Source organism: Lysobacter sp. 5GHs7-4, from assembly GCF_021284765.1.
GTDB lineage: Bacteria > Pseudomonadota > Gammaproteobacteria > Xanthomonadales > Xanthomonadaceae > Lysobacter.
On record NZ_CP089924.1, the window covers coordinates 4,501,125 to 4,524,684 of the forward strand.

General features: G+C 70.2%; 19 protein-coding genes. 10 read left to right on the plus strand and 9 right to left on the minus strand.

Features of this window, described 5'->3' with window-relative positions; genetic code table 11:
* Window positions 1-69 precede the first annotated feature (69 nt).
* From LVB77_RS20370 to LVB77_RS20385, 4 genes are all read right to left on the minus strand, one after another.
* Entirely contained in the window at window positions 70-2,163 is a 2,094-nt protein-coding gene (locus LVB77_RS20370) for a prolyl oligopeptidase family serine peptidase (protein WP_232910382.1), read from the minus strand.
* A gap of 378 nt (window positions 2,164-2,541) precedes the next feature.
* Entirely contained in the window at window positions 2,542-2,880 is a 339-nt protein-coding gene (locus tag LVB77_RS20375; RefSeq protein ID WP_232908019.1) for a hypothetical protein, read from the minus strand.
* Between the two features lie 323 nt (window positions 2,881-3,203).
* Window positions 3,204-4,214: a patatin-like phospholipase family protein gene (locus LVB77_RS20380; RefSeq protein WP_232908020.1), complete on the minus strand. Its 1,011-nt coding sequence runs from the start codon at window positions 4,212-4,214 to the stop codon at window positions 3,204-3,206.
* Complete coding sequence (locus LVB77_RS20385) at window positions 4,214-5,182, minus strand: YafY family protein (RefSeq protein WP_232908021.1); 969 nt, start codon at window positions 5,180-5,182, stop codon at window positions 4,214-4,216. Before LVB77_RS20385 ends, LVB77_RS20380 begins: the two co-directional genes overlap by 1 nt.
* A 501-nt stretch (window positions 5,183-5,683) precedes the next feature.
* Here LVB77_RS20385 and LVB77_RS20390 point away from each other — a divergent pair.
* The 6 genes from LVB77_RS20390 (at window position 5,684) to LVB77_RS20415 (ending at window position 12,092) form a co-directional block, all read left to right on the plus strand.
* Entirely contained in the window at window positions 5,684-6,301 is a 618-nt protein-coding gene (locus tag LVB77_RS20390) for a hypothetical protein (RefSeq protein WP_232908022.1), read from the plus strand.
* A gap of 79 nt (window positions 6,302-6,380) precedes the next feature.
* Entirely contained in the window at window positions 6,381-9,284 is a 2,904-nt protein-coding gene (locus tag LVB77_RS20395) for a molybdopterin oxidoreductase family protein (RefSeq protein ID WP_232908023.1), read from the plus strand.
* Window positions 9,281-9,499, plus strand: coding sequence for a hypothetical protein (locus tag LVB77_RS20400; protein ID WP_232908024.1), 219 nt, complete (start codon window positions 9,281-9,283; stop codon window positions 9,497-9,499). The genes LVB77_RS20395 and LVB77_RS20400 overlap by 4 nt, the downstream gene beginning before the upstream one ends.
* The gene (locus LVB77_RS20405; RefSeq protein ID WP_305068923.1) at window positions 9,496-10,287 is read left to right on the plus strand and encodes a 4Fe-4S dicluster domain-containing protein; all 792 of its coding nucleotides are present in this window, start codon (window positions 9,496-9,498) and stop codon (window positions 10,285-10,287) included. Before LVB77_RS20400 ends, LVB77_RS20405 begins: the two co-directional genes overlap by 4 nt.
* 46 nt (window positions 10,288-10,333) lie before the next feature.
* Window positions 10,334-11,323, plus strand: coding sequence for a DmsC/YnfH family molybdoenzyme membrane anchor subunit (locus LVB77_RS20410; RefSeq protein ID WP_232908025.1), 990 nt, complete (start codon window positions 10,334-10,336; stop codon window positions 11,321-11,323).
* 97 nt (window positions 11,324-11,420) lie between these two features.
* On the plus strand, window positions 11,421-12,092 hold the full coding sequence (locus tag LVB77_RS20415) for a DUF481 domain-containing protein (RefSeq protein WP_232908026.1): 672 nt from the start codon (window positions 11,421-11,423) through the stop codon (window positions 12,090-12,092).
* Window positions 12,093-12,322: 230 nt separating this feature from the next.
* Here the strand turns inward: LVB77_RS20415 and hemC are convergent, their stop codons facing one another.
* From hemC to LVB77_RS20440, 5 genes are all read right to left on the minus strand, one after another.
* The gene (gene hemC, locus LVB77_RS20420) at window positions 12,323-13,237 is read right to left on the minus strand and encodes a hydroxymethylbilane synthase (protein WP_232908027.1); all 915 of its coding nucleotides are present in this window, start codon (window positions 13,235-13,237) and stop codon (window positions 12,323-12,325) included.
* 239 nt (window positions 13,238-13,476) lie between these two features.
* Window positions 13,477-14,217, minus strand: coding sequence for a LytTR family DNA-binding domain-containing protein (locus LVB77_RS20425; protein WP_232908028.1), 741 nt, complete (start codon window positions 14,215-14,217; stop codon window positions 13,477-13,479).
* Window positions 14,214-15,269 carry a histidine kinase gene (locus LVB77_RS20430; RefSeq protein ID WP_232908029.1) on the minus strand — a complete coding sequence of 352 codons (1,056 nt, stop codon included), beginning with the start codon at window positions 15,267-15,269 and terminating at the stop codon, window positions 14,214-14,216. The genes LVB77_RS20425 and LVB77_RS20430 overlap by 4 nt, the downstream gene beginning before the upstream one ends.
* 8 nt (window positions 15,270-15,277) lie before the next feature.
* Window positions 15,278-15,964: a carboxylesterase gene (locus tag LVB77_RS20435; protein WP_232908030.1), complete on the minus strand. Its 687-nt coding sequence runs from the start codon at window positions 15,962-15,964 to the stop codon at window positions 15,278-15,280.
* Window positions 15,965-16,022: 58 nt separating this feature from the next.
* On the minus strand, window positions 16,023-16,964 hold the full coding sequence (locus tag LVB77_RS20440; RefSeq protein WP_232908031.1) for an energy transducer TonB: 942 nt from the start codon (window positions 16,962-16,964) through the stop codon (window positions 16,023-16,025).
* A 120-nt stretch (window positions 16,965-17,084) separates the two neighbouring features.
* On the opposite strand from LVB77_RS20440, the gene LVB77_RS20445 reads away from it, so the two are divergent.
* The 4 genes from LVB77_RS20445 to LVB77_RS20460 all read left to right on the plus strand — a co-directional run bounded on the left by LVB77_RS20445 (window position 17,085) and on the right by LVB77_RS20460 (window position 23,364).
* Window positions 17,085-17,456: a hypothetical protein gene (locus tag LVB77_RS20445; RefSeq protein ID WP_232908032.1), complete on the plus strand. Its 372-nt coding sequence runs from the start codon at window positions 17,085-17,087 to the stop codon at window positions 17,454-17,456.
* A 164-nt stretch (window positions 17,457-17,620) separates the two neighbouring features.
* Window positions 17,621-18,838, plus strand: a complete 1,218-nt coding sequence (locus LVB77_RS20450; RefSeq protein ID WP_232908033.1) for a TolC family protein — start codon at window positions 17,621-17,623, stop codon at window positions 18,836-18,838.
* Window positions 18,835-20,094, plus strand: a complete 1,260-nt coding sequence (locus LVB77_RS20455; RefSeq protein ID WP_232908034.1) for an efflux RND transporter periplasmic adaptor subunit — start codon at window positions 18,835-18,837, stop codon at window positions 20,092-20,094. The genes LVB77_RS20450 and LVB77_RS20455 overlap by 4 nt, the downstream gene beginning before the upstream one ends.
* A gap of 96 nt (window positions 20,095-20,190) precedes the next feature.
* Complete coding sequence (locus LVB77_RS20460) at window positions 20,191-23,364, plus strand: CusA/CzcA family heavy metal efflux RND transporter (protein WP_232908035.1); 3,174 nt, start codon at window positions 20,191-20,193, stop codon at window positions 23,362-23,364.
* Window positions 23,365-23,560: the final 196 nt, after the last annotated feature.

Below are 23,560 nucleotides of genomic sequence, written 5' to 3' on the forward strand. Positions count from 1 at the left end.
GGCCGCGGGTCGCCGAAAGGCGCCCGCCCGAAGCAGGACGGGCGCCTCGCGGCGCCCGTCGCGGCCGTCTTACTTGGACAGCTTTTCCCAGAGGAAGGTGTAGGCCAGCGCGCTCATGTGCGCGGCCTGGGCGTTGTTGGCCGAGCCGCCGTGGCCGCCTTCGATGTTCTCGTAATAGCGCACGTCCTTGCCGGCCTCCATCATCTTGGCCATCATCTTGCGCGCGTGGCCCGGGTGGACGCGGTCGTCGCGGGTCGAGGTGGTGAACAGGGTCGGCGGATAGTCGCGCTTGGCGTCGAACAGGTGGTAGGGCGAGAAGGTCTTGATGAAGTCCCAATCGGCCGTGTCCGGATCGCCGTACTCGGCCATCCACGAGGCGCCCGCCAACAGATGGCTGTAGCGCTTCATGTCCAGCAGCGGCACCTGCACCACCACCGCGCCGAACAGCTCCGGGTACTGGGTCAGCATGTTGCCGGTGAGCAGGCCGCCGTTGCTGCCGCCCTGCACGCCCAGGCGCTTGGGCGAGGTCACCTTGCGCGCGATCAGGTCCTGCGCGACCGCGGCGAAGTCCTCGTAGGCCTTGTGGCGGTTGGCCTTGAGCGCGGCCTGGTGCCAGCGCGGGCCGTACTCGCCGCCGCCGCGGATGTTGGCGACCACGTACACGCCGCCCTTCTCCAGCCAGCCCTTGCCGACGCTGCCGGAGTAGCCCGGGGTCATCGAGACCTCGAAGCCGCCGTAACCGTACAGCAGGGTCGGGGTGTTGCCGTCCAGCTTGAGGTTCTTCGGCCGCACCATGAAGTAAGGCACCTTGGTGCCGTCCTTGCTGGTCGCGAAGTGCTGCTCGATCGTGTCGTTCGACCCGTCGAAGAAGGTCGGCATGGTTTTGAGCGTTTCCGGCTTCTGCCCCAGCGTGGCGATCGACAGCGTGCTCGGGGTCAGGTAGTCGGTGGCGGTCAGCCAGACGTCGTCGTTGGCGTCGTCGTCCACCGCCGACACGCCGATGCTGCCGAAGGCCGGCGCGCCGACGAACTCGCTGCGCTGCCAGCTGCCCGGGGTGAGCACGCTGAGCTTGTACTTCACGTCCTCCATGACGTTGAGCACCAGCTTGTTGCGGGTCCAGGTGGTGCCGGCCAGCGAGCTGCGCTCGGTCGGCTCGAACAGCACGGTGAAATCGCGCTTGCCGGCCATGAAATCGTCGAAGCGGGCGACGATCAGGCTGCCCGGCTTGTAGGTCTTGCCGCCGGCCGTGTACGGCTCGCGCAGCTCCAGGGTCAACCACTCGCGGTGCACGCCCTTCTCGGCCGAATTAGGCGCGTCGATCTTGGTCAGCTTGCCGTCGGCGCCGCGCAGGTAGAGCTCGTTGTTGTAGAAGGCGATGGTGCGCGAGACGAAGTCGCGCTCGAAACCTTCGGTGGCGTCGTGGCCGGCGGCGATGTACATGTCCTGCGCCGTGCCTTCGTAGACCACGGTGGCGGCGCTGAGCGGCGTGCCGCGCTTCCACTGCTTGACGATGCGCGGGTAGCCCGACGAGGTCATGCTGCCGGCGCCGAAATCGGTGAACACGTAGACGTTGTCCTGGTCGATCCAGCCCAGGCCGCCCTTGGCTTCGGGACGGAAGTAGCCGTCCTTGACCCAGGTCTTGCTGGCCAGGTCGAACTCGCGGGTGACGTCGGCGTCGGCGCCGCCGCGCGACAGCGCGATCAGGCAGCGCTGGTACTGCGGCTTGAGGCAGTCGGCGCCGTGCCACACCCAGTTCTCGCCCTCGGCCTTGTTCAGCGCGTCCAGGTCGATCACGGTTTCCCAGGCCGGCTTGTCCTTGCGGTACTCGGCCAGACTGGTGCGGCGCCACAGGCCGCGCTGGTGGTTCGCGTCCTTCCAGAAGTTGTAGTAGTGGTCGCCGATCTTCATCACGCCGGGAATCTTGGCGTCGGAATCGAGGATGGCGCGGATGTCGGCTTCCAGGGTCTTGAACGCCGGCGTGGCGGCCAGTTCGGATTCGGCTTGGGCGTTGCGCTCGCGCACCCAGGCGAGCGGACGCTCGCCCTGCACGTCTTCCAGCCAGGCGTAGGGATCGGACCCGTCGGTGGTCATTTTGGCGGCCTCCTCGGCAGCGGCGGCGGTGGCGACCGGCGCCACCAGGCCGGCGATGCCGATGGACAGCATTCCTACCGAAACGAGCAACGGCTTACAGGCCTTGGACAGCGTGGACATCGGCGCTCCGCGATACAGGGAAAGGCCGAACGCTAGCACAGGCCCGGGGGAGGCCCGCCTGTCCGAAGTCATAGGGGGAGTCGGCCGCGCTGGCGCGTTGCGCTGCGGCGGTGTGCCCGATATCGCTACGTTTTGCCTACTTTGGCGGCACGAACGAATGGGGCGTGGCTCTAAGGCGGCGCGCGCCCCGCGGCGCCATCGCGCGCCGCAGCCCCGGCACGGGGCGGTCAGAGCCGCATCGTCCCGAGCGGATGACCGCGGACCGCACGCGCCTGAGCCGGGCGGCCCGGAGGTCTCCGGCTCCGAGCGAGCCGGCCGGGGCGACCAGGCTCAAGCCGCGCGGGCAGCCGACGCCACGCCGGCCGCGAGCGGTCGTGCGCGGCGCCGGGCTTGCGCGCCCGCGCGGCGGCGGCGCGCGGACGCGGGCGACGCCTCGTCCTGAGCGCGCCACGGCAGGCGGAAGCGGTGCAGCGCCCACCAGGCGGTCAGCGGCATGACCAGCAGCCACAGCGGCAGCCAGCCGATCTGGGCGCTGAAGGCGCGCGCCGCCGGCAGCAGCAGCACCAGGACGGCGCCGATCGCGACGACGTAGCGCAGGGCCTGTTCGACGCGCGGGTCGACGGCCGGGTCGGCGGAGGGGCGGTTCGGGTGGGCGGCGGACAGGCGCATGGCGAGGACTCCGAGTGTTGGGCCACGGGTCCGTGGACCCGACGGCCCTACCTTGGTCCGGCCTTGTCTCAGAGGCTGCGACCTTGCACAAACGCCGCTGTCGAACCGGTCCGGCCATGGTTACGTGGGCTGCGGAACGTGCCCTTTTCCGTCATTCCGGCGAAAGCCGGAACCCATGTTGCCTTCGCTTTTAACCCGGCCTCCGCATCAACCCACGAAATCATTGGGTTCCGGCTTACGCCGGAACGACGGTTTGGGGAATGTGGGGATGCGGTCGCGGCTCACGCCGCTCCTACCCCGAGGCGTGTCGCAGGGCGTTGGGCTCAATAGCCCGCGGCATCCAAGGCCTTGTCGGCTTCGGCGCGGCCCAGCGCGATCAGTTCGCGCGCGCGCCAGAATTCGTAGAACTGGCAGGCGTCGCGCGGGATGCGGATCACCAGTTCCGGCGGGTCCAGCGCCAGCTGCACGCGCGCGATCTGCGCCTGCATGGTGTCCAGCGAGCGCGCCATCAGCTCGCTAAAACCCAGCTCGTGTTCGCCAGCGTCCTTCGCTTCTTCGATATTGCGGCGGCGCCAGCGTTCGCCGAACCAGTGCAGCAGGCCGGCGCCGCGCGCATCGGTGTCGTCGCCGGCCCCGGCGACGACGATGCCGGCTTCGCCGCGCGGCGCGATCGCCGCGGGCGCGTCGCCGGCTTCATCGCCTGCGTCTCGCGCCGCCGCGCCGTTGCGCTTGGCCGGCGTGCCCGGCGGGCGGTCGGGCCAACCGTGCATGTCGACCGCGATCAGGCGATGGGCGTCGGACAAACGCGTCGCCGCGATCGGCAGCGGCGCCAGCAGGCCGCCGTCGACCAGTTCGCGGCCGTGCACTTCATACGGGGTGAACACGCCGGGGATCGCGATCGAAGCGCGCACCGCATCCCACAAATCGCCTTCGCGCAGCCAGACTTCGCGCTGGCGCATCAGGTCCACCGCGACGGCGGTGAACGCGATCGGCAGATCCTGGATGCGCGGTTCGCCGGCCAGCTCGCGCAAGGCGTGCATCAGGCGCTCGCCGCGGAACAGCGAGGCCTGGCCCAACGCGGGATCCAGCAGCCGCAGCATGTCGGTGCGGCTGAGGCCGTACAGCCAGTCGCGATACACCTCGAGCTTGCCGGCCGCGTACAGGCCGCCGACCAGGGCGCCGCTGGAGGAACCGGCCACCGCGACCACATTGAGCGAACGCGCCTGCAGCGCTTCGATCACGCCGATCTGGGCCAGGCCGCGCGCGCCGCCCGCGCCCAACACCAGCGCGACGGGCTCGTCGCTGCGGATGCGCGGAGCGTCGGCGGCCGCCATCAGCGGTCGTAGTTGGCCAGCGCCAGCGACAGCATGCTCTTGGCCTGCTCGCGCAGCACGGTCGGCTCGACGATCTCGGCTTCGCTGCCGTAATGCATCACGTCCATCAGCAGTTCGCGGCCGGCGCTGTAGGGCAGCTTGAGCTCGTAGCGGCCGTCGGGCAGGAAGCGGCCCTGCTGCTGCGAATGCCAGTGCTCGTCGGCGACCCAGCGCGCGGCCTTGGCACTGAACACGATCGTGGCCCAGCCCTTGGGCGTGCCGGAGAAGATGCCGTAGCTGGACGCGAGGTGGCGGTCGAGTTCCTCGTCGGGCACGTCGCGGGCTTCGGTTTCGCCGATGCGCGCGCCGCTGATGCGGTCGACCGAGAAGCTGCGCAGCGCGTCGCGCTCGTGGTCCCAGGCGTCGAGGTACCAGTTCTCGCGGTAATGCGTGAGGCGCTGCGGCGACACGTTGCGGCGGGTGCGCTCGTCGGTGGAACGGGCGCGGTACTCGAAGCTCAGCGCCTTGCGGTCCAGCACGGCGGTGGCGACGGTGCGGAACGCGGTTTCGTCCAGGCGGCGGGTGCGGTGCGGGATCACCCGCACGCGTTCCACCGGCACGCGGCGGCCGCCGGCGTGTTCGTCCAGCAGTTTCTCGATGCGGTGCTGCAACGGCGCCAGCGCGTTCGACAGCACGCCGCCGCCGCTGCGCAGTAACAGCTGCTGCGCGGCCAGCAAGGAATGCAGCTCTTCCGAGCTCAACCACAGGCCAGGGAGTTCGAAACGGTCGCCCTCGCTGCTGTCGTAGCGGAAGCCGGCCTCGCCGTTGCCGACCACCGGCGCCATCAGGTAGTCGCGCAGATAGGCCAGGTCGCGATAGACCGTCGCGCGCGAGCACTCCAGGTCTTCCTGCAGGCGCTGCACGGTCACCGGGTAGCGCGCGGCGGTCAGGATGCGGTGCAGGGCGTGGATGCGTTCGATGCGTTCCATGGCGATTGGGCGGCCGTGTCTGGCGAGTCGGGGGAGATTCCCAGCTAAGCATGGCATCGCCCGATGCGCGGCCGCTACTGCCGGAAGGCCCATGAACGTGATCGGGTGCGCAAGAAGCTTGCCGTGCTTGGCTGCCGGCCTGTTGCAGATGCCGCTCGGGCCGGTGTCCGCCAGCAGTCGAACCGCCCCGGTCGGTACGAGAACGCGCGAGCATGCACGGCCGCGGCGAACGTCCGATGCGCGGCGAAGGCGATCGCAGCCCATGCGACGGCCAACGCGTATGCGTCGTCCGACAGGGTCAGACCATGATCGGCGCCGTCGCCTCGGCGCCCAACCGCTACGTCGTGCACCGAACCGCGGCCGTCTCGGTGCGAGTTCCGCCGACCTGTAGCTAAACGCCGATGCAACGACTGGTCGACGCCGTTGCGTGCTGCGTAGCGGCTAACGGACGTTTAACCACCCGCCCACGCAAGATGCGTCGCCCCGGAACGGAAGCCGACGATGCGGACCAGAAAATGGTGGTGCGAGCAGACCCTGATCGGCTCGATCGTGATCGCTACGCACCTGCTGATGGGACTGGCGCTCAACCGCTTCCTCCGCTTCGATCCCTCCACGTCCGAGACGGTTGCGGACGAACCCTTGCAGGTCGTGTTCCTGCCGCCGCCGCGCACGCAGCGCGAGTCGCCGCCGCCCCCCGCCGCGCCGCGCGTCGAAACGCCGAAGCCTTCCGCACCTCGCACCCCAAACGCGCCGCCGCCGACCGTCGTCGCGGCGCCGGTCGCCGCAACGCCAGAACTCGAGTCCGGCCGCCCCCTGTCGGCGGTCTATGTGCAGCAGGCCGGCCGCGAACGCGAGCGGCCGCCACCGGGGATGCGCGAGGAGCGCGACCTGTTCGCCAACCGCGCGCCGCGTCTGCCGGGCGAAGGCGCGACCCTGGGCGTGGCGATGCGCGAGCCGATCAGCGCCGCGGCGGTGATCGAGAAAGTCGGCAGCCTGTTCGGCGGGCGCAGCTCGCCGTGCCCGGACAACCGCAAGGACATCGCCGCGCTGGCCACCACCGGCGATCGCGCCGCGCTGGAGCGCGCGGTCGACTACGAACGCCGCTACTGCCGTCCCTGAGCGCGCCGCGGCGACGCGGACGGATCGACGCGGTCCACCGGCTCGCCAGGAGCCGGCGCGCGCAGGCACAATGCGCGCCATGCCCTCGCCCGCTCCCAAAGAGCCAGCCCTGAACCTCTCGCCGTCGCCTGGAGACGAGGTCAAGACCACGACCTGCTACATGTGCGCCTGCCGTTGCGGCATCAAGGTGTGGCTGGCCGACGGCAAGATCCGCTACATCCAGGGCAACCCCGAGCATCCGGTCAACCAGGGCGTACTCTGCGCCAAAGGCTCGGCCGGCATCATGCAGCACTACTCGCCGGCGCGGCTGGACAAGCCCTTGCTGCGCGTGGGCGAGCGCGGACGCGGCGAGTTCAAGGAAATCGAGTGGGACGAGGCGCTGCGCATCGCCACCGACTGGCTGGCGCCGATCCGCGCACGCAACCCCGACGAGTTGGCCTTCTTCACCGGCCGCGACCAGTCGCAGGCGCTGACCGGCTGGTGGGCGCAGCAGTTCGGCACGGTCAACTACGCCGCCCACGGCGGTTTCTGTTCGGTCAACATGGCCGCCGGCGGCCTGTACACGCTGGGCGGTTCGTTCTGGGAATTCGGCGAGCCCGACTGGGAGCACTCGCGCTATCTGATGCTGTGGGGCGTCGCCGAAGACCACGACTCCAATCCGATCAAGCTGGGCCTGGGCAAGCTGAAGGCGCACGGCGCCAAGATCGTCGCGGTCAACCCGGTGCGCAGCGGCTACGGCGCGATCGCCGACGAGTGGATCGGCATCCGTCCCGGCACCGACGGCCTGTTCGCGTTCGCGCTGATCCACGAACTGCTCAAGGCCGATCGCATCGACCTGGACTATCTGGTGCGCTACGCGAATGCGCATTGGCTGGTGATCGACAACCCCGGCGGCGCGGACGATGGCTTGTTCGCGCGCGATGGCGAGGGGCGGCCCCTGTGCTGGGTGCGCGGCCCTGACCCCAGCCCCCTCCCGCCAGCAGGAGAGGGACAGAGCGAGGGCAGCGCGCAACCCGCCGACGCCATCGGCATCTCGCCCGCCATCGTCGGCGAGTACACCCTCGCCGACGGCCGTCGAACGCGGCCGGTGTTCCATCTGATCGCCGAGCGCTATCTCGATCCGCAATACGCACCCGAGGCTGTCAGCGAACGCTGCGGCATTCCGGCCGACACCATCCGCCGCATCGCGCGCGAGTTGGCCGAAGCCGCATTCGATAATCCGCTGACCCTGCCGATCGCCTGGACCGACGCCTACGGGCGCGAGCACAGCGAGATGGTCGGCCGGCCGGTCAGCATGCACGCCATGCGCGGCATCAGCGCGCACAGCAACGGTTTCCATACCTGCCGCGCGCTGCATCTGCTGCAGATGCTGCTGGGCGCGGTGGATACGCCGGGCTCGTTCCGCTATCAGCCGCCGTTCCCCAAGCCGATCGCGCCGCCCAACCGGCCCGGCAAGCAGCGCCAGGCCAACGGCGTGCTCGATGCGGCGCCGCTGGGTTTCGTGCACGCGCCGGAGGATCTGGTGGTGGACGCAGACGGTCAGCCGCGCCGCATCGACCACGCCTATTCCTGGGCCTATCCGCTGTCGGCGCACGGCATGATGCACAGCGTGATCCGCAACGCCTGGGCCGGCGATCCGTACAAGATCGACACGCTGATGATGTTCATGGCGAACATGAGCTGGAACTCGTCGATGAACACCACCCAGACCATCGGCTGGCTGACCGACAAGACCGAGGACGGCGAATACCGCATCCCGCGCATCATCTACGCCGACGCCTACGCCTCGGAGATGGTCGCCTACGCCGATCTGGTGCTGCCGGACACGACCTATCTGGAGCGCTTCGACGCCATCAGCATGCTCGACCGCCCGATCTCCGACGCCGACAGCGCGATCGACGCGATCCGGCACCCGGTGGTCGACGCCAAGGAGCAGCGCGAGGGCCGCGACGTGCGCGGCTTCCAGTCGGTGCTGATCGAACTGGGCGCGCGCCTGGGCCTGCCCGGCCTGGTGCACGAGGACGGCAGCCCGCGCTATCGCGACTACGCCGACTACATCGTGCGCCACGAGCGCGCGCCCGGCGTCGGCCTGCTCGCCGGCTGGCGCGGCGAGCACGGCGAACTGGAGGCCAAGGGCCCGCCGAATCCGCAACAGCTGGAACGCTACATCGAGCACGGCGGCTTCTGGCGCAGCCACATCCCGGAGCATGCGCGCTATTTCAAGATGGCCAACCGCGGCTATCTGGACTGGGCGCAGAAGATGGGCTTCATCGGCCACGCCGATCCGATCGTGCTGCAGCTGTATTCGGAAACGCTGCAGAAGTTCCGTCTGGCCGCGCAGGGCCACGGCGAGCACCAGCCGCCGGCGCAGCATCGCGAGCGCGTGGCGACCTATTTCGACCCGCTGCCGATCTGGTACGAGCCGTTCGAGGGCGCGCAGGTGGCCGACGCCGACGTGCGCTATCCGCTCAGCGCGGTGACCCAGCGGCCGATGTTCATGTACCACGCCTGGGGTTCGCAGAACGCGTGGCTGCGGCAGATCACCGCGCGCAATTATCTGTACCTGCACCCGGACACCGGTGCGCGCCACGGCATCGCCGACGAGGACTGGATCACGGTGGAATCGCACCACGGCCGCATCACCGTGCAGGCGAAATTCGCCGGCAACGTGCAGCCCGACACGGTCTGGACCTGGAACGCGATCGGCAAGCGCAAGGGCGCTTGGCGCCTGGCCAAGGACGCGCCGGAAGGCCGCAAGGGCTTCCTGCTCAACCATCTGATTTCCGACATCACCCCGCGCGGCGACTATGCCAACGCCGACCCGGTCACCGGCCAGGCGGCGTGGTTCGACCTGCGCGTGCGCATCGCCCGCGCCGAACCGGCCGAGGAAAGCGCGCCGCAATTCCCGCCGCTGCCGCTGGGCGAGGCCGACAACCGACCGCTGCGCTACGGCGCGAACTTCCGCGACAAGGCGAACCGATGAAACGATCCCTACGCATGCTGGTCGGCTGGTGCTGCGTGGCGCTGAGCTTCGCGCTGGTGATCCTGATCGGCGCCGGCATCTTCGATCCGGTCGGCAGCGTCGCCGGCCGCAGTTCGCTGACGCCGGTGCTGATGGGCCTGCTGCCCAGCGTGAGCTTCGGCATCGCGCTGTTCGCATTGGGCGTGTGGCTGATCAGCACGGGACGCAAGAAATGACCGCCCTGCCGCCGCCCAGCCCCAAGAAGATGGGCCTGGTCATCGACCTGGACACCTGCGTGGGTTGCCATGCCTGCGCGGTGAGCTGCAAGGAATGGAACGCCGGCGGCTTCGCCGCGCCGCTGACCGACGAGCAGCCTTACGGCAAGGATCCGTCCGGGGTCTGGTTCAATCGCGTGCACAGCTACGAGGTCGCCGCGCAGGCGCCGGCATCCGGCGGTTGCGGCACGGCCGCCGACGCCACGGCGCCGCAACCAGCGATGACGCTGCACTTTCCGCGTTCGTGCCTGCACTGCGAGACGCCGGCCTGCGTGACCGTATGCCCGACCGGCGCCAGCTACAAGCGCGCCGAGGACGGCATCGTGCTGGTGGACGAGGACAAATGCATCGGCTGCAAGCTGTGCTCCTGGGCCTGCCCTTACGGCGCGCGCGAGTACAGCCAGGTCGAGGGCGTGATGAAGAAATGCACGCTGTGCATCGACCGCATCTACAACGAACACCTCGAAGAAGCCGAGCGCCAGCCGGCCTGCGTGCAGGCCTGTCCGACGCGCGCGCGCCACTTCGGCGACCTGGGCGATCCGGAATCGAAGGTCTCGCAACTGGTCGCCGCGCGCGGCGGCGTCGACCTGATGCCGCAGTTGGGCTATCGGCCGACCAACAAGTATTTGCCGCCGCGTCCGCGACGCGCGGGGGAGGCCACGACCGCCGCGCCCGCGCCGGCCGAAACGCTGGACGCCGCCGCGCTGCCGCCGGTGCTGCGCTGGTTGGACAAGGTGCTGTCGCGATGAGTGCGGGCCGCAACGCAACGCCCTCCCCTATGCTTCCGGTGCGCTGATGCATCCCGCGTTCTCGGTCATCCTGTTCACCACGTTGTCCGGTGCCGGTTACGGTCTGCTGGCGTGGCTGGGCGTCCTGCTGGCCAGCTCGCGCCTGTCGTCGCTGCATGCGATCTCCGACGATGCCCGCATCACGACGGGGCTGATGCTGTTGGTGCTGGCGCTGGGTCTGGTTCTGGCCGCGATCGGCCTGCTCGCCTCCACCTTCCATCTGGGCAAGCCGCTGCGTGCCTGGCGCGCGTTTTCGCAGTGGCGTACCTCGTGGCTGTCGCGCGAGGGCGTGCTGTCGCTGGCGACCTTCGTGCCGGCGTTGGCGCTGATGGCGTTGGCCTGGCTGGCCTGGCGCGGCAATGCGGTCGCGGTGACGCGGCTGCTCGCATGGATGCCGTGGTTGGGCGCCGCACTGTGTCTGCTGTCGCTGCTAACGGTGGTGTGCACGGCGATGATCTACGCCTCGCTGCCGCCGATTCCGGCCTGGCGCCATCGTCTGGTGGTGCCGGTGTACCTGGGTTTCGCCCTGCTCACCGGCGGGACGCTGCTGGCCGCGCTGTCGCCCTGGTTCGGCGCATCCGCGGGCGCGCTGCGCTGTCTGGCCTTGGCCCTGGCCGTGCTGGCGGTGGCCGTGACGGCGATGAAGCTGCGCTATTGGCGCGCCATCGACACCGCGCCGCTCACCGTCACCCGCGCCGACGCGGTCGGCATGGCCGGGCGCGAACTGAGCGTGTTCGAGCGCCCTCACACCGAAGACAACTACCTCACGCGCGAAATGGGCTACGTGCTCGCGCGCAAGCACGCGCGCAAGCTGCGCATGATTGCGCTGCTGCTGTTCGGCGCGGCGCCGGTGCTGCTGGCGGCACTGGCCTGGCTGCTGCCGAACGCGGCCTGGCTGCTGTTTCCGCTGGCCGCATTCGCGGCGCTGATCGGCGCATTGGTCGAACGCTGGCTGTTCTTCGCCCAGGCGCGGCATCTGGTGACGCTGTATTACTGAGCCCTGGCGGCGCCTGCGCGGGCGGTTCAGCCCCGGTCTTGGGACTGTAATCGCTTCCATGGCATGATTTAGGCACACCCTGGCCCTGACCACGACGATGTCCGCTTTGCTCGGGCTCGCCCTGTTGGGCGGCCCATTCGTCACATTGCCGATGCCGGTCTACGGCGACCCCACGCTGATGGCGCTCGCCAGCGATCCGGCGCAGATGCGGCTGTACTGTTTCTCGACGCGTTGCGGCGACGAGGAATGGCGGCTGGCCTTGGCGCCGCCGCCGGTGCGGGCGCGCGAGCCGGCCGGGCTCGGGGCGCAGTCGCGACGGCCGCTGCGCCTGCCGGGTTCGCAGCGTTATATCGGGCTGAGCGCGCCGGCGACGCCGCGCGAGAGCCGCGGTTCCTATTCCAACGATTTCCGCATCGGCACCCGCTACGGCGTGCAGGCGCTGCGCGACGGACCGACCCAGTTGGGTCTGCAATTCGGCGCTGGCTATCGCCTCGCGCCGCTGTACGACGACGGCATCAACCGTCCGGGCGCGGTGATGCGCGGCGAGCTCAACTTCGGGCAGAAGATCGGCGACCGCGCGCGCTGGACCCAGCGCGTGTTCGTGGAAAGCGGCGGCGGCGACACCTTCGTCAAGCAGACCGTGCAGTTCGATGTCGCGCTGTGGCCGGACTGGACGCTGGAGACGGATTTCGCGATCCGCCACGATTCCAACGGCGGCGGCGGCAGCGAGTCGGCGGAAAGTTCGATCGAGTTGCGGCGGCGGTTTTGAGTCGCCGCATTCGCGCATCGGCTGTCGCTGGGTGCGATGCAGCCGGCACCGCCACTGCGGCTTAAACGCGGACCCATACCGCACCGTCATTGCGGCTTAAACGCGAACCGACCCCACGCCGTCATTTCGACGAAAGCCGGAATGACGGTGTTTGGGAGTGACGGTGTTCGGAAATGCCAGCGCGGTGCAGGCGCGCGCGCACCTAAGCCCGATAGGTCAAGCTCGAACGCCTACAGCGCAGCAGCGATGAAATCACCGGCGCCTTGCGCCAGCAGCGCTTGCGCGACTTCCAGGCCCAGGCATTCGGGCGCGTCGCCGCGGCCTTCGCCGTGGGCGCGCACTTGGCGACCGTCGGCGGCGCCGACCAGGCCGTCCAGGCGCAGGTGCTGGCCGTCCAGGCGCGCGTGCGCGGCCACCGGCACATGGCAGCTGCCGTGCAGGGCGCGGTTCATGGCGCGCTCGGCCTCGACGCAGGTGCGGGTGTCGCTGTGATCCAACGCGGCGCACAGCGCGCGCGTGTCCAGATGATCGCTGTGGCATTCGATCGCGATCGCACCCTGCGCCGGCGCAGGCAGCCACTGCGGCGCCTGCAGGCGATCGCGCACGCGTGCGCCCAGGCCCAGGCGCTCCAGGCCGGCCACCGCGAGCACGATCGCGTCGTATTCGCCGGCGTCGAGCTTGGCCAGGCGGGTGTTGACGTTGCCGCGCAGGTCCAGCAGTTGCAGGTCGGGGCGCAGCGCGCGCAGCTGGGTCTGGCGCCGCAGCGACGAGGTGCCCACGCGCGCGCCCTGCGGCAGGGCGTCGATGCGCGGGTAATGCGGGCTGACGAAGGCGTCGGCGTAGTCGGCGCGCTCCAGGATCGCGGGCAGGGCGAAGCCCGGCTCCAGCTCCATCGGCACGTCCTTGAGCGAATGCACGGCGCAGTCCGCCTCGCCGCGCTGCATGGCGACTTCCAGCTCCTTCAGGAACAGGCCCTTGCCGCCGATCGCGGCCAGCGAGCGGTCCAGCACCTCGTCGCCGCGGGTGCTCATCGGCACCAGCTCTACCTCCAGTCCGGGGTGGGCGGCGCGCAGGCGGGCGGCGACGTGCTCGGTCTGCCACAGGGCGAGCGGGCTTTTGCGGGTGGCGATGCGCAGGCGGGTCATGGGGGAATTTTAGAAGCAAATCCCCCTTAATCCCCCTTTTTCGAAGGGGGAGACTGCCTCCGCGGGCACAGGGTTGGCTGTTCCCTCTTTGAAAAAGGGGGAGACCGCATTCGCAGACACGGGCGTTGGCTACCCTCCTTTGAAAAGAGGGGCACAGCATTCGCGGAGGTAGGACGCTGGCTGTTTCCCCCTTTGAAAAAGGGGGGCTAGGGGGGATTTGCTCTTGCCCTGCTCCTGCCCTACAGGTGCTTCAACGTCTCCCGCAGCGCCGACACGCAGCGGCGGCTGACTTCCAGCGGCTGCTTGCCGTGGCGCAGCACCGCCTGGACGTGGCCGTCGGGGCTGCGCTTGAGCTCGACGATTTCGTGGCGGGCGACCAGGCAGTTGCGGTGGATGCGCACGAAGCGCTCGCCGAACTCGTCTTCCAGCGACTTCAGCGATTCCTCGATCAGGTCTTCGCCGCGCGCGTGGTGCACGATCACGTACTTCTCTTCGGCGTGCAGGTAATGCACGTCCTCGATCGGGATCAGCCGCAGGCTGCCGCGTAGGCGCGCGCACAGGTGGGTGCGGCGCTGGCCCGGCGCGACCTCGCCACCGCGCTCGCGGCCGGCGGCGAAGGTGCGCACGCGTTCCAGCGCGGCGCTGAGGCGCTCGGCGCGCACCGGCTTGACCAGGTAATCGATGGCCTCGGCCTCGAACGCCGACAGCGCGTGGGCGTCGTAGGCGGTGCAGAACACCACCGCCGGGCGCGGCTCGAACGCGGCCAGGTGGCGCGCGGCCTCCAGGCCGTCGATGCCGGGCATGGCGATGTCCAGCAGCACCAGGTCGGGCTGGTGTTCGGCGCAGGCGTGCAGGGCGTGCTGACCGTCGGCGGCTTCGGCGACGACCTCCACCCCGTGCTGCTCAGCCAGCAGCGTGCGCAGGCGCTCGCGCGCCAGCGGCTCGTCGTCGGCGATGACTACTCGCATTGCGGCCTTCATCGGTACAGCGCCTCCACCCCGGTCGGCACGTGCAGTTCGCACAGATAGTAGTCCTGCCCCCAGCCCGCGGTCATCCGGGCCTGTGGGCCGTAGGCGTAGCGCAGGCGCTGGCCGATGCTGCGCTGGGCGTGGCGGGTGCCTTGGCCGGGCCCTTCGGGCGGCGGCGGGGCCGGATTGCGCACCCGCAGCAGCAGCGAGGGGCCGCTCACCACCAACTCGATTTCCAGGGTGCCGCCGCCGGACAGGCGCGAAATACCGTGCAGGACCGCGTTTTCGACCAGCGGCTGCAGCACCAGGCGCGGCATCGGCAGGGTCCAGGGCAGCGGCTCGTGCTTGCGCCATTCCACCGTCAGCCGCTCGCCCAGGCGCAGTTGCTCGATCGCCAGGTAACGCTCGGCCAGCTCGACCTCCTCGGCCAGGCTGGAATCCGATTCGCCGGCGCCCAGCGCGGCGCGGAACAGGTCCGACAGGTCCAGCACCGCGCGCTCGGCCACCACCGGGTCGCTGCGCACCAGGCCGGCGATGGTGTTCATGCTGTTGAAGAGGAAATGCGGCTTGATCCGCGCCTGCAGCGCGTCGACCTCGGCGCGCGCGCTGGCGCGCACCTGCGCCTTCCAGCCGTCGTTGACGTAGAGGTAGCGCAGCACCACGCCCACCGCCAGCATGGTCACCGCGGCGGTGCCGAGGCTGAAGCGCGCCAGGGTGACCCCGGGCGGCACCAGGCTGGCGCCGACGGCGTGGTCGATGGAATGGGTGATGGCGGCGAACAGCGCGCCCAGCAGGGCCGCGGCAGCGGTCGCGATCACCCCGCCCAGGCTGGCCGGCAGGCGCAGCAGGCGTTCGCGCGACACGCACAGCAGCACCGACACGGTCAGTGCCAGCCACAGGGCGAAGGTGCTGCCGGACACGAAGCGCTGCCAGTCCCAGGGCGCGCCGCCGTCGGGCGCCAGCGCCAGCACGACGACGATCAGCTCGGCCATGCTCAGCATCACCACCAGCCGCGGCAGCCGGCACAGGTCGGGCAGCCAGGGTTCGCGCTCGCTGCCGGCCATGGCCATGCTCAGGCGGCGAAGCGCCGCGACATCCAGTCGCCCAGGTCGCGGATCTGCTCGATGCAGACCTGATGGGCCATGGGATAGGCGTGCCAGTCTGGGCTCAGGCCCAGCGCGCGCAGGCGCGTGGCGCTGAGCTCGCCGGCCGCATACGGCACCACCGGGTCGTGGCGGCCGTGGGCCATGAACAACGGTTGCGCGCGGGCGCCCTCGCGCGCCTCGCGGGCCAGGCGTTCGGGCATCGGCAGATAGGTCGACAGCGCGATCAGACCGCCCAGCGGCTCGTCGCGGCGCAGGCCGGCGGCCAGCGCCACGGCGCCGCCCTGCGAGAAGCCGGCCAGCAGGATGCGCGAGGCCGGCACGCCGCGCTCGGCTTCGCGCGCGATCAGCGCCTCGATCTGCGCCACCGATTCGTCGACGCCGGTTTCGTCGGCGCGGTTGTTGAGGTCGCTGAAGTCGCGGATGTCGTACCAGGCGCGCATGCGCACGCCGTTGTTGATCGTCACCGCGCGCACCGGCGCATGCGGGAACACGAAGCGCAGCGCCGGCCAATCCGGACGCAGCAGCTCCGGCACGATGGGGGCGAAATCGTTGCCGTCGGCGCCCAGGCCGTGCAGCCACAGCACGGTCCAGGTCGGCGACGGGCCGGTTTCGTGTTCGACGGTGTCCAGCAAGGGGGTGGTGGCGGTAGTCATCGCCGCATTGTGCGCTGCCGCCCCGGCGAGCCGCCAGCATCGGCGTCGCGGGTCCGCCTCAGCCCTTGGGCAGGCGGAAGCTCAGGGTGCGGCTGGTCGGCACGCGCTCGCCGCCGGCCTCGAAGCGCCAGCGCGACACCGCGGCCAGCGCGGCCTCGTCGAACACGCCCGGCGGCGTCGACGACAGCAGGCGCACCGCGGTCACGCTGCCGTCGGGCTGGATCACGAACGCGATCTGCACGCTGCCCTCGATGCGGCGGTTGAGCGCGCTGAGCGGATAGCGCGGCGCCGAATCGCTGATCAGGCGCGGCAAGGGGCGCGATACCGGCGTTGCGGTGCGCGGCGCAGGCGCAGGCGCAGGCGGCGGCGCGATCGCAATCGGCTCGGCCACCGGCGCCTGCGAGGCGGCCGCGCTGGCGACCGGCGGCGGCGCGCCCGCGCTGGCCGGCGCGGGCGCCGATGCCGGCGGTGGCGTGGGCTTGGCGGCGGACGCGAGCGCACGCTGCTGCGCCAGCCGCAGCTCGTCGACCTGCTGCGCGGCCAGGCGCTGCGCCTGTTCGGTCTGCGCGGCGTGCGCGGCCAGCAGGGCCTCGCGCAGGCGCGGCAGCGCGGGTGCCTGCGCGTCCGCGCGCGCGAGCAGGTCCAGCATCCGTTGCGCTTCGTTCAGTTCGCCGCCGGCCAGCGCTTGCTCGCCCGCGATCAGCAGATACGGCTGCAACTCCTGCAGGGCGTTGGCGGTGGTGGCGTCGCCGGGCGCCTTGTCGCGCAGCGCCAGGTAGTACTCGACCGCGTTGTCGCCGGCCGGCGCGTACATGCGCTGGCTGGCCAACGCCTGCGCCGCGAGACCGCGCAGGCGCTGCGCGTCCAGGCTGGACAAGGCCGGACGCGCCGGCGCCGTCTCCAGCGAGGAAGCGGTCTGCGGGCGCGCGGGCGGCGGCTCGCCGCAGGCCGCCAACGACGACAGCACGGCCACGGCCGCGCAGCTGCGAACCCAGTTCATGACACGCCCCCTGTAGACGAGGCGCGCAGTCTGGCCAGGGCATGTGACGGCCGTGCGGCACGCGCTTTGCGCGGTTAGCGCAATTGTGTATCGCCGCGCCTGGCCCGTACCCTAGCGCCCATGTCCGGTCTGCCGCCCCTGTCGTCGATCCTGCGCTGCCTGGTGTTCGGCGTGCTCATGGCGATGGCCGTGGTGCGGCCGGCGCTGGCGTTCGCCGAGGAAGCGCGCGAGATCGCGATGATCGACGCCGCCCAGACCGAATCGGTGTTGGGCGAGCACGGCCACGACCACCCGCCCGGCCAACCCGGCACCGCCGGCGACAGCGACAACCGTTGGCACCTGAGCCATTGCTGCGGCCCGCAGGCCGCGATGCTGCCGCGCTACGAACTGCGCGTGCTCGCACCCGAAGCGCGCGCACCGATTCCGCCGCGCGCGTTCGCCTTCGTGCCGGCACCGCTGCCGGCACCGTTCCGTCCCCCGATCGCGGGCTGAGGCTTACGCCGGCATCGCCGGCCGCACCTTCCTGATCCCGATTCGGAGTACGTCCCATGCGGTTGCTTCCAGCGGCTACGGCCGTCCTGGCGGCTGCGCTGTGCTTTCCCGCACTAGCGCAGTCGCCGTCCAATGCGCCCGTCGCAAAACCGTCCGCCGCGCCCATGCGCCCGGCGGTGTTCACCCTTGACGATGCGCTCGCGCGCATCGATGCCTCCCACCCCGACCTGCGCCTGTTCGGCAGCCGCCGCGATGCGCTCGCGGCCGAACTCGACCGCGCCGGCCAGCGCCCGGCCCTGACCGCCGGCGCCACGCTGGAGAACGCATTCGGCAGCGGTCAGCTCAGCGGCCTGCGCGGCGCCGAGTTGACGCTGACCCTGGCCTCGGTGTTCGAACGCGGCGGCAAGCTCGACGCGCGACGCGCGCTCGCGCAGAGCCGGATCGACGCGCTCGCGGTCGACCGCGAAGGCCGGCGCCTGGATCTGCTGGCCGAAGCGGCGCGGCGTTATCTGGCCATCGTCGCCGCGCAGCGGCAACACGCGGTCGCCGAGCTCGACATGGGTCAACGCCAGCGCGCCGTCGCCGCCGCGCGTCAGCGCCTGCAAGCCGGCGCGTCTCCGGAATCGGTGGTGCTGACCGCACAGGCGGCGCTCGCACGCGCCGAGCTCGAACGCGACCGCGCCGCGCAGCGCCAGCTGGCCGCGCGCCGGCACCTGGCGGCGCTGTGGGGCGAACGCGACCCGGGCTTCGCCACCGTCGCCGGCGATCCCTTGGTGCTGCCGGCGATCGAGGACTTCGATGCGCTCGCGGCGCTGCTGGAACGCAGCCCGGAGATCGCCCGCTTCGTCGATCAGGCCCGCATCGGCGAGGCGCGACTGCGGCTCGCGCGTGCCCAGGCGACGCCGGATCTGGAGTGGCAGCTAGGTGTGCGACGCCTGCAGGATGGCGGCGACCAGGCGCTGCTGGGCGGCGTGGCCTTGCCGCTGGGCGCGAACCGGCGCGCCGCCCCGGATATTCGCGGCGCCGAAGCCGAGCTGACGATGCTGGGCATCGAACGCGAAGCGCAGGGGCTGTCGCTGTACTCGACCCTGGCCGATGCGCACGGTCGCTACCAGGTCGCCTCGCTGGAAGTGCGGCGCCTGAACGACGACGTGCTGCCCAAGCTCGCGCGCGCCGAAGCCGCGGCCGAACGCGCCTACCGCGCGGGCGCCATCAGCCACCTCGAATGGGCGCAGCTGCAGTCCGAACGCACCAATGGACGCAAGCAACAGTTGGAAGCCGCGCTCGAAGCGCAACGCGCCCTGATCGAAATCCAGAGGCTCACGGGCGAGGCCTTCGTCGCCGCGCCGGCCGCCTCCCCCGCACAAGGAACCGCCCCGTGAAGATCGCTCACCTCAGCACCGCATTGGCCTTGACCCTGCTGCTGGCCGCGTGCGGCGGCAGCCAGACCGAATCCACCGAACACGCCCACGGCGAAGGCGAGGAACACGCCGAAGCCGAAGCGCCGCGCAAGGGCGAACACGGCGGGCGAGTGCTCGAACAAGGCGACTATTCCGTCGAACTGGCGATCGCCGAGGACGGAACGCCACCGAAGTACCAGGCCTGGCTGTACCGCGACGGCAAGCCGCTGCCGGCCTCGGCCGGCACCGTCGAGGTGCGGCTCAAGCGCCTGGGCAATGTCGCCGAAAGCCACGTCCTGAAGCCTCAGACGGACGGTAGCTTGATGGCCGCGACCGTCGTGGGCGAGCCGCATTCCTTCGACGTCGAAGTCGTGGCCCGGATCGCCGGTACCGCGCTGCGCTGGGCCTATCCCAGCTACGAAGGCCGCACCCGGATCGACGCCAAGGTCGCGCACGACGCCGGCATCCGCGTCGCCCCGGCCGCGGCCGGCGTGATCGCCGACGAACACGAGGTCCAGGGCCTGCTCACGCCGGTCGAAGGACGTGTGGCCAAGGTCGCGGCGCGCTTTCCGGGCCCGGTGCGGCGACTGAACGCGAACGTCGGCGACCAGGTTCGCGCAGGCCAGGTGCTGGCCAGCATCGAAAGCAACCTCAGCCTGACGAGCTACACCGTCGCCTCGCCGATTCCCGGCGTGGTGCTCGCACGTACAGCCGCGGTGGGCACGGTGGCCAGCGAAGGCGCGGCGCTGTTCGAAGTCGCCGACCTGTCCTCGCTGTGGGTGGACCTTCATGTGTTCGGCGCCGACGCTCAGCACATCCGCCCAGGAGTACCGGTTACGGTCACCCGCATGAGCGACGGCGCCACCGTCGACACCACGCTCGAGCGCGTGCTGCCCGGCACCGCCACCGCCAGCCAGAGCACCGTGGCGCGCGCCACCATCGCCAACGCCGACGGCCTGTGGCGCCCGGGTTCGGCGGTCAAGGCGCGCATCACCGTGGAGCAGCAGCCGGCCAAGTTGGTGGTACCGCTCGCGGCGCTGCAGAGCTTCCGCGACTGGGACGCGGTGTTCGTGCGCCACGGCGATATTTATGAGGTGCGGCCGATCGAGTTGGGGAAGCGCGATGCGCAACGGGTGGAGGTGCTCTCGGGTCTGAACGCCGGCGACCAGGTGGTGGTCGAGCAGAGCTACCTGGTGAAGGCGGACATCGAGAAGTCCGGCGCATCCCACGACCACTAAGCGCAGCGCGGTCCGCTAGCGCGCCATTGGCCAGCGGTCCGGCGCATGCCGTCGTGTCGTCCGCGATGCACGGCCCCGCATTCCGAGGAACCACTTATGCTCGAGAAAATCATACGTTTCGCCATCGCGCATCGATGGTTGATGATCGCCCTCACCTTGGCGCTGATCGGCGTGGGCGCATGGAGCTTCACCAAGCTGCCGATCGACGCCACGCCCGACATCACCAACGTCCAAGTCCAGATCAACACCGAGGCGCCGGGCTACTCGCCGCTGGAATCCGAACAGCGGGTGACCTTCCCCATCGAAACCACGCTGGCCGGCCTGCCGGGACTGGACTACACGCGCTCGATCTCCCGCTATGGTCTGTCGCAGGTCACGGTGGTGTTCAAGGACGGCACCGACCTGTACTTCGCCCGCCAGCAGGTGGCCGAGCGCATCCAGCAGGTGAAATCGCAGCTGCCGGCCGAACTTGAACCGGGCATGGGCCCGATCGCCACCGGCATGGGCGAGATCTTCATGTACACCGTCGACTCCAAGCCCGGGGCGCGCAAGAAGGACGGCACGCCGTGGACCGCCACCGATCTGCGCACCCTGCAGGACTGGGTGGTGCGGCCGCAGTTGCGCACCACCCCCGGGGTGACCGAGGTCAACACCATCGGCGGCTATGCCCGCCAGATCCACATCACGCCCGACCCGGCGCGGCTGGTCGCGCTCGGTTTCACGTTGCACGACGTGGTCACGGCCGTGGCCGCCAACAACCAGAACGTCGGCGCCGGCTACATCGAACGCAACGGCCAGCAGTTCCTGGTGCGCGCGCCGGGCCAGGTTGCCGACTTGGAGGCGATCCGCGACATCGTGCTGGATCGGCGCGATGGCGTGCCGATCCGCGTGCGCGATGTGGCCGAGGTGGGCGAAGGGCCGGAACTGCGCACCGGCGCGGCCACACAGAACGGACGCGAGGTCGTGCTGGGCACGGCGTTCATGCTGATTGGCGCCAACAGCCGCGCGGTCGCGCAAGCCGCCGCCGAGAAGCTGGCCGTGGCCAACAAGAGCCTGCCGGCCGGCGTGACGGCCGAGTCGGTCTACGACCGTACCGCGCTGGTCGACCGCACCATCAAGACCGTGGCCAAGAACCTGATCGAAGGCGCGCTGCTGGTGATCGTGGTGCTGTTCCTTTTGCTGGGTAACTTCCGCGCGGCCTTGATAACCGCTGCGGTGATTCCGCTGGCGATGCTGTTCACGATGACCGGCATGGTCCGCGGCGGCGTGTCCGGCAACCTGATGAGCCTGGGCGCGCTCGACTTCGGCCTGATCGTGGACGGCGCGGTGATCATCATCGAAAACTGCCTGCGCCGTTTCGGCGATCTGCAGCACAGCCTGCAGCGCGCGCTGACCGACGAGGAGCGCCTGGATGCCACCGCGTCGGCCACCGCCGAGGTCATCCGCCCCAGTCTGTTCGGCCTGGGCATCATCACCGCCGTGTACCTGCCGATCTTCGCCCTCACCGGGGTCGAAGGAAAAATGTTCCACCCGATGGCGATCACGGTGGTGCTGGCGCTCACCGGCGCGATGCTGCTGTGCCTGACCTTCGTGCCGGCGGCCATCGCCTTGTTCCTGCGCGGTCGCGTCGAGGAAAAGGAAACCCGACTCATGCGCTGGTCGCGCCGGGCCTACGAGCCCGCGCTGGCCTGGGCCCTGCGCCGTCGCGCCTGGGTGATCGGCGGCGCGCTGGCCGGAATTGCCTTGTCCGGCTTGCTGGCCACGCGTTTGGGCTCGGAGTTCATCCCCAGCTTGGACGAGGGCGACATCGCCCTGCACGCGATGCGCATACCGGGCACCAGCCTGGAACAGGCGATCAAGATGCAGTCGACCCTGGAGGCGCGCATCAAGCAGTTCCCGCAAGTGGAACGCGTCTTCGGCAAGCTCGGCACCGCCGAGGTCGCGACCGACCCGATGCCGCCGTCGGTCGCCGACACTTTCGTGATGCTCAAGCCGCGCGAGCAATGGCCTGATCCGCGCATGACCAAGGCCGAGCTGGTCGCCGAGATCGAAGCGGCGGTCAAACAGCTGCCGGGCAACAACTACGAGTTCACGCAGCCGATCCAGATGCGCATGAACGAACTGATCTCGGGCGTGCGCGCCGACGTCGCGATCAAGCTCTACGGCGACGACCTCGATCAATTGGTGGAAGCGGGTCAGCGGATCGAGGAGGTCGCCAAGGCCGTCCCCGGCGCAGCCGACGTCAAGATCGAGCAGGCCACCGGCCTGCCCCTGTTGACCATCATTCCGCACCGGCAGGCGTTGGTGCGCTACGGCCTCAACCCCGGCGCGGTGCAGGACACGGTGGCGACGGCGGTCGGCGGCGAAGTCGCCGGCCAGCTATTCGAAGGCGACCGCCGCTTCGACATCGTCGTGCGCCTGCCAGAGCACCTGCGCCAGGATCCGGCGGCCTTGCAGGACCTGCCCATCCCGCTGGGCGGCAGCGACAACGTCGACGAGTCCAGCCGCGCCGCCGCATGGATGTCCGGCGCACCGCAAACGGTGCCGTTGCGGGAGGTGGCGAAGATCGAGACCACTCTGGGCCCGAATCAGATCAATCGGGAGAACGGCAAGCGCCGTGTGGTGATCACCGCCAACGTGCGCGGCCGCGACCTGGGCGGCTTCGTCGGCGAACTGCGCCAACGGGTCGCGGCCGAGGTCGAACTGCCGCCCGGCTACTGGATCGACTACGGCGGTACCTTCGAGCAACTGATTTCGGCCAGCCAGCGCTTGGCGATCGTGGTGCCGGTGACGCTGGCGATCATCTTCGCCCTGTTGTTCTGGGCCTTCGGTTCGGCCAAGGATGCCGCGATCGTGTTCAGCGGCGTGCCGCTGGCGCTGACCGGCGGCGTGATCGCGCTGGCCTTGCGCGGCATTCCCTTGTCGATTTCCGCCGGCATCGGCTTCATCGCGCTATCGGGCGTGGCGGTGCTCAACGGCCTGGTGATGATCGCCTTCATCCGCAAGCTGCGCGAGCAGGGCGACCGCCTCGACGACGCCATCGTCGACGGCGCGCTGGGGCGGCTGCGGCCGGTGCTGATGACCGCGCTGGTGGCGTCGCTGGGCTTCCTGCCGATGGCGTTCAACGTCGGCGCCGGCTCGGAAGTGCAGCGCCCGCTGGCGACGGTGGTGATAGGCGGCATCGTCTCGTCGACGCTGCTGACCTTGCTGGTGCTGCCGGTGCTGTACCGCTGGCTGCATCGCGATGGCGAGGGGGCGTCGGCTGCTTGATGTCGGTGCGGCCGCGACGCGCGGCCCTCGCCCCAACCCACACCCCGGCCCGACCGCTTAGCGGTCGGGCGCTCGGTGCGGCGCGAGCCAATGGCTCGCAAACGCCGCCCCTCGCCCCGCGTGCGGGAGAGGGGCTTTGAAACGCGGCGGATTTCGAGAACGTAGGATGCGGTAAGCCGCAGGCGCACCGCATCGG

What these genes read in the sequence shown, in the direction of transcription:
- LVB77_RS20370 (WP_232910382.1), bottom strand. Translation starts at nt 2,163, where the DNA reads ATGCTGTCCATCGGCATCGCCGGCCTGGTGGCGCCGGTCGCCACCGCC.
- LVB77_RS20375 (WP_232908019.1), bottom strand. Translation starts at nt 2,880, where the DNA reads ATGCGCCTGTCCGCCGCCCACCCGAACCGCCCCTCCGCCGACCCGGCC.
- LVB77_RS20380 (WP_232908020.1), bottom strand. Translation starts at nt 4,214, where the DNA reads ATGGCGGCCGCCGACGCTCCGCGCATCCGCAGCGACGAGCCCGTCGCG.
- LVB77_RS20385 (WP_232908021.1), bottom strand. Translation starts at nt 5,182, where the DNA reads ATGGAACGCATCGAACGCATCCACGCCCTGCACCGCATCCTGACCGCC.
- LVB77_RS20390 (WP_232908022.1), top strand. Translation starts at nt 5,684, where the DNA reads ATGCGGACCAGAAAATGGTGGTGCGAGCAGACCCTGATCGGCTCGATC.
- LVB77_RS20395 (WP_232908023.1), top strand. Translation starts at nt 6,381, where the DNA reads ATGCCCTCGCCCGCTCCCAAAGAGCCAGCCCTGAACCTCTCGCCGTCG.
- LVB77_RS20400 (WP_232908024.1), top strand. Translation starts at nt 9,281, where the DNA reads ATGAAACGATCCCTACGCATGCTGGTCGGCTGGTGCTGCGTGGCGCTG.
- LVB77_RS20405 (WP_305068923.1), top strand. Translation starts at nt 9,496, where the DNA reads ATGACCGCCCTGCCGCCGCCCAGCCCCAAGAAGATGGGCCTGGTCATC.
- LVB77_RS20410 (WP_232908025.1), top strand. Translation starts at nt 10,334, where the DNA reads ATGCATCCCGCGTTCTCGGTCATCCTGTTCACCACGTTGTCCGGTGCC.
- LVB77_RS20415 (WP_232908026.1), top strand. Translation starts at nt 11,421, where the DNA reads ATGTCCGCTTTGCTCGGGCTCGCCCTGTTGGGCGGCCCATTCGTCACA.
- hemC (WP_232908027.1), bottom strand. Translation starts at nt 13,237, where the DNA reads ATGACCCGCCTGCGCATCGCCACCCGCAAAAGCCCGCTCGCCCTGTGG.
- LVB77_RS20425 (WP_232908028.1), bottom strand. Translation starts at nt 14,217, where the DNA reads ATGAAGGCCGCAATGCGAGTAGTCATCGCCGACGACGAGCCGCTGGCG.
- LVB77_RS20430 (WP_232908029.1), bottom strand. Translation starts at nt 15,269, where the DNA reads ATGGCCGGCAGCGAGCGCGAACCCTGGCTGCCCGACCTGTGCCGGCTG.
- LVB77_RS20435 (WP_232908030.1), bottom strand. Translation starts at nt 15,964, where the DNA reads ATGACTACCGCCACCACCCCCTTGCTGGACACCGTCGAACACGAAACC.
- LVB77_RS20440 (WP_232908031.1), bottom strand. Translation starts at nt 16,964, where the DNA reads ATGAACTGGGTTCGCAGCTGCGCGGCCGTGGCCGTGCTGTCGTCGTTG.
- LVB77_RS20445 (WP_232908032.1), top strand. Translation starts at nt 17,085, where the DNA reads ATGTCCGGTCTGCCGCCCCTGTCGTCGATCCTGCGCTGCCTGGTGTTC.
- LVB77_RS20450 (WP_232908033.1), top strand. Translation starts at nt 17,621, where the DNA reads ATGCGCCCGGCGGTGTTCACCCTTGACGATGCGCTCGCGCGCATCGAT.
- LVB77_RS20460 (WP_232908035.1), top strand. Translation starts at nt 20,191, where the DNA reads ATGCTCGAGAAAATCATACGTTTCGCCATCGCGCATCGATGGTTGATG.